This is a genomic window from Halomonas halodenitrificans DSM 735, assembly GCF_000620045.1.
GTDB lineage: Bacteria > Pseudomonadota > Gammaproteobacteria > Pseudomonadales > Halomonadaceae > Halomonas > Halomonas halodenitrificans.
On sequence record NZ_JHVH01000043.1, the window covers coordinates 1 to 4,781 of the forward strand.

Sequence of the window (4,781 nt, forward strand, 5' to 3'; positions counted from 1 at the left end):
CTTGCGAAAGCCAACTTGCACGGGGCGAATGGTCAAAAAATGCTCGCTGGCGGTGATAGGGGGAGTGTCGGCGCCGGCTTCACGGATTCAGGTATAACGCACCTAATATCACGCCAATGCAGCTATTACGCCAATGCATCAAGTTATATTCGTAAATTAATCGCTACCAAACAAGTCACGGGTGTACACCTTTTCCGCAACTTCATGAAGCTCTTCCACCATGCGGTTGGCGAGGATCACATCCGCCTTCTGTTTAAAAGCATCAAAATCGCGCATAACCACCGAACCAAAAAACTTCTCTTTATCCAGCGCAGGCTCGTACACCACCACTTCGACGCCCTTTGCCTTCAAACGCTTCATCACACCCTGCATGGCACTGGCGCGGAAGTTATCGGAACCGGTTTTCATAATCAGGCGATATACACCGACCACTTCCGGGTTCCGGCGCAACACCGACTCCGCAATGAAATCTTTACGGGTGCGGTTAGCTTCCACAATGGCCTGAATCATATTGTTAGGCACATCTTGATAGTTCGCGAGAAGCTGCTTGGTGTCTTTCGGCAAGCAGTAGCCGCCATAGCCAAAGCTAGGGTTGTTGTAATGCTTGCCAATACGCGGGTCTAAGCCAACACCTTCAATAATCTGCTTGGCATCCAACCCATGGCTTTCCGCATAGGTATCCAGCTCATTAAAGTACGCCACACGCATCGCCAGGTAGGTATTCGCAAACAGCTTAATGGCTTCTGCTTCGGTACTGTTGGTCAGCAGCACCTCAACGTCTTGCTTAATTGCGCCCTGCTTCAATAGCTCAGCAAACGTGGCGGCACGCTCAGAGCGCTCACCTACGATAATACGCGAGGGGTAGAGGTTATCGTGCAGTGCCTTGCCTTCACGCAAAAACTCAGGTGAAAACAGCAAATTTTGAGTATTAAATCGCTCAGCGGCTTCCGTGGTGTAACCCACGGGAACCGTCGACTTAATCACCATCACCGCGTCAGGGTTGATCTGCATGACCTGCTGAATAACAGCCTCAACGCTTTTGGTATTGAAGTAGTTGGTTTCCGGATCGTAATCTGTCGGCGTGGCAATAATCACAAACGCAGCGTCTTGATACGCCGTTTCGGCATCCAGGGTTGCCGTAAAATGCAGGTCTTCACGAGCTAAAAACGCTGAAATCTCCGCATCCTCAATCGGAGATACGCGGTTATTCAGCATGCTCACCTTCTCAGGCACGATATCGACCGCGACGACCTCATGGTGCTGGGCCAACAGCATCGCGTTAGAAAGGCCAACATAGCCCGTACCAGCAACTGCAATTTTCATCCTTAACGTTCTCCACCAAGCTCTGTTGCATCATTTATCGTTGCATCGTTCATCGCCTAAGGCGACGGGGTTAGCGCGATTGTATCAAAATACGCGCAATCAGTTTTATAACTACCATCACTATTTCTAGGTGCCCATTCGGGGCTACTGCCACCATGAAAGGTGCTAAATAAAAATCGCTGTATTTGGCTGGACTCACTTTCCCGATCGCGAAAACGTAATCCGGTGTGCTCTATCAAACGCTGATCGTCTACCCAAACCGTTACACTTCCATTACTAGCCGTAGCGGGAGTATTCAAAGCCACCTGCATACGTACTTGATAGTAATGTCCTGGCTCAAAGACAAAATCATTAGCGCGCTGGGTATCGCCAAAGCGACCTGCCATATTCTGATGATAAATGTATGTTTGTAAGCCACCACCACCACGGAACATCAAACGGGCGCTCCAGCCCTCCGGGGTAATCGAATTCCCGCCTGTAACTGGTTTAGCAGGCCCTAGCCCGTGAAGCTTACCGCCACGTGCAAAATCAAAGCCATCGCAGAACTGTACCCAAAAAGAAAGTTCGTAATGTTCGGAAAGCTCAACTCGTGGAGAGAGAACTACACGCCTACTGCCACGTTCAAATCCCTCGTAACTTACACGAATAGCCCTTGAACCATCAGTACCTGCTTTATAAGCTAAATGAGTATATGTGTGTTGTTGTATAGCCTGACCCAACTCGGAAAGCTCAGGAAGGTCAAATGTTTCAACTACACCTCCACCGTTGGCTGAAGGACTTTCACCTCTGTACTCCAACAGCCAAAAGAACAACAACACCGCGACTGTACAAAGACTAATAAAAAAACTTTTCAACACAAGAAATCTCAAAAAAAGCTGCTGTCACTATCAACCCTAAAGAGTAGGTTTTAAAATATTTTTAAAATACCCACTACTATAAAAAGCACTTTCTATTCTTATTTGAAGCGCATCAATATTTTTAAAATCTGAACACCCTACCCTATCAACCTTATGCAGTAATTCGACTAGGCCACTCCTAAGTTCATTAACACTGCACTCAATTTCACATGACGCGTCATGGCCAATAGAAGTGTAAAAATCATTAAATTTAAAATCTCCACCACCCAACTGGTGATCTATGACATTTAATCTAACCCAGGGGATTTTGTAAGAATGTGCAACAATCAAACCATGTAGCGAAGATGAAAGAATTTTTTCGCAAGAAGAGATTTTTTTAATCACCTCATTCACAGGATCTTGAGGATTTATAAATATTACACCCGGCAAATCAGGAGTTTCTTCTACTGCGTGAGCGTAGTGCAGTATAACGCCAAGTTTATAGCAAGCTCTCTCTTTAGGAAAAATTCGTGATGCTAAAAGCCCAGTATCACCTAAAGCTTGAGGAGGTTGCCATCCAAGTTTATCAGCGATATCTGCAGACAACTGACCTCTTAATGTAATAACCTCTTTAGGAGCCACTTTAGAGCCAATTTTATCAGGACTCATGAATCCTGAACCAAAAACATGAAGACCATTTCTAGGGGCAATATGAAGTACGCTTCCTATGGGAGAGATGTAATCTCCTTCAGACTTAGAGCCATAGACATTATGCACATCCCAAGCACCATAGTAGCTCATTACGTACTTAGCTAGAACATCACCGAAATTATCTCGTTTATTCCAATAAAAAATATTGAGCTTACTCATCACATGCAACCTTCGAAAAATTAAAATATTTACTTAAAAAATCTTTATCAGTCTTTTGTGTCTTCCGATACTTATCTGGCATGTCTTTATCGTAAAGGTCTGACTGATCATGAACAGTTCTAATCCATGCATATTCTCTCGGGTCAATAATCGTAGGGTACTTTTCTTCAACTTTCATATGGTTGCCGAGTGAATATATAGAGACTTCTTTATACTGAAGCTCACCAGATTCATGATAAAATCTGTTTACCCACGCAATCCCTATTGCAATTTTAGGCTTTTTTCTCAAATAGAACTCATTTAGAATACCATTATTTACTATTGCTGCAGCGCCATACGAAAAAGAAACACAGTAGCCGCTAAAGTCTTTTTCAAGATACTTATCCAGCAAAGTATAATAATTCTTAGATAAAGCATCATCATCATCTAAACGAACAGTAGCATAAACGACGTCCTGCTTAATCTTTTTCAACCTTTGCTTGACCTCCTTATTCATCTGAGAGTTAATGTTATCACTATAATTTAATCTTACTAAGTAAAAATTACTCTCAGAACTTATTAAAGCTTCAAGTCTTTGATAATGAAACTCTGGCATCTCCTCTGACACAAAAATAAGAACTGTCACATTATTTTTTGGCAAAGACACTATAGATGGGTAAGTAACTTCCCTAAACAACTCCTCACGCTTCTTGAGCCTACTCTCAGAAAATAATTTTTCCTTATACTCTTCAAAATCAGATTCTTTATTAAGACTCCAAGATGAAGTTTTACTTAAAATACTATACCTGATCATTATAAAAGTATGCTTTTCCATACATCACCCCCATCATTAAGATATAACTGACATAATCTCATCAAATGCAGCTTGGCTTTCAGCAACACCATGACCACGTTCATCTTCGAAGAATAATTTTTTCAGCGAAACTCCATTGCTTTCACAACTGACATAAAATGGTTCAGCATGATTCTTTAAATGAAAAGCATCAGCTAAATTCTGAACGTAAACTATTTCTCGACCTTTCATCTCACCTAAAATATCAAACAAACTCAGCTTTTTAGAAAAACTATCAAAAGCACCATTATAATCGAAGGACGGATACAAGCGCTCTAAATAGCACTTAACTTTTGACTTGTAATATTTATCCAAATTAGTTTGTGGATTTATAGCTACTGCTGTCGCTCCTTGCAAGTACTGAAGCAATCTAATAGCAGCAAAACCACCACCACTAGAGCCGTAAGCTACAACATTTTCTGGCAGAATATTAAGGCATTCACAAATATCATCTATTATACCAGCTATAACACATAGCGGATCAAAGTCTTCCCCTCCACTATACCAAGCTAAACTAAGATCATTAGACAATTTTAATGATGGATCTGAAAAATATACACAATGACCTGGAAAAAATGGGGCCCAGCTCCACCTTTGATACACAGGCGGGTTATTTTTATCTCGCAATATATCCCCGGAAAAGAATACAAAAAGCTTGTCCGTTTCTTTTTTTGGGCTCCATAAAAAATCGTATACTTTACCTTCAACCGTTTTATAATACTGGAAGGGTGTATCGACTGAAACAGTTCCTGCAAACTCTGAACATTTGATAGAGTCAAGCTGATCTGCACTTGTCTTGCCAGCATGCTTAGGAATATTCATTACACCTGAATCCGTGAAGCCGGCGCCGACACTCCCCCTATCACCGCCAGCGAGCATTTTTTGACCATTCGCCCCGTGCAAGTTGGCTTTCGCAAGCC

At 42.3% G+C, this 4,781-nt stretch carries 5 protein-coding genes; all 5 read right to left on the reverse strand.

The annotated features are described in order from the left end of the window. Nucleotides 1–156 precede the first annotated feature (156 nt). On the reverse strand, nt 157–1,323 hold the full coding sequence (locus Q358_RS0113790) for a nucleotide sugar dehydrogenase (RefSeq protein WP_027962514.1): 1,167 nt from the start codon (nt 1,321–1,323) through the stop codon (nt 157–159). A 56-nt stretch (nt 1,324–1,379) separates the two neighbouring features. After that, nucleotides 1,380–2,180 carry a polysaccharide lyase gene (locus tag Q358_RS18730; RefSeq protein ID WP_156940942.1) on the reverse strand — a complete coding sequence of 267 codons (801 nt, stop codon included), beginning with the start codon at nt 2,178–2,180 and terminating at the stop codon, nt 1,380–1,382. Nucleotides 2,181–2,216: 36 nt separating this feature from the next. Next, nucleotides 2,217–3,029, reverse strand: coding sequence for a polysaccharide pyruvyl transferase family protein (locus tag Q358_RS18380; protein WP_084286583.1), 813 nt, complete (start codon nt 3,027–3,029; stop codon nt 2,217–2,219). Then, on the reverse strand, nt 3,022–3,843 hold the full coding sequence (locus tag Q358_RS18385; protein ID WP_084286584.1) for a glycosyltransferase: 822 nt from the start codon (nt 3,841–3,843) through the stop codon (nt 3,022–3,024). The genes Q358_RS18380 and Q358_RS18385 overlap by 8 nt, the downstream gene beginning before the upstream one ends. A gap of 15 nt (nt 3,844–3,858) precedes the next feature. Continuing rightward, the coding region (locus Q358_RS18815) for an alpha/beta hydrolase (RefSeq protein WP_169735525.1) at nt 3,859–4,781 on the reverse strand (923 nt) is incomplete at its 5' end.

Bases quoted from the DNA above. Each gene is read 5' to 3' on its own strand.
- Q358_RS0113790 (WP_027962514.1), bottom strand. From the start codon at position 1,323: ATGAAAATTGCAGTTGCTGGTACGGGCTATGTTGGCCTTTCTAACGCG.
- Q358_RS18380 (WP_084286583.1), bottom strand. From the start codon at position 3,029: ATGAGTAAGCTCAATATTTTTTATTGGAATAAACGAGATAATTTCGGT.
- Q358_RS18385 (WP_084286584.1), bottom strand. From the start codon at position 3,843: ATGGAAAAGCATACTTTTATAATGATCAGGTATAGTATTTTAAGTAAA.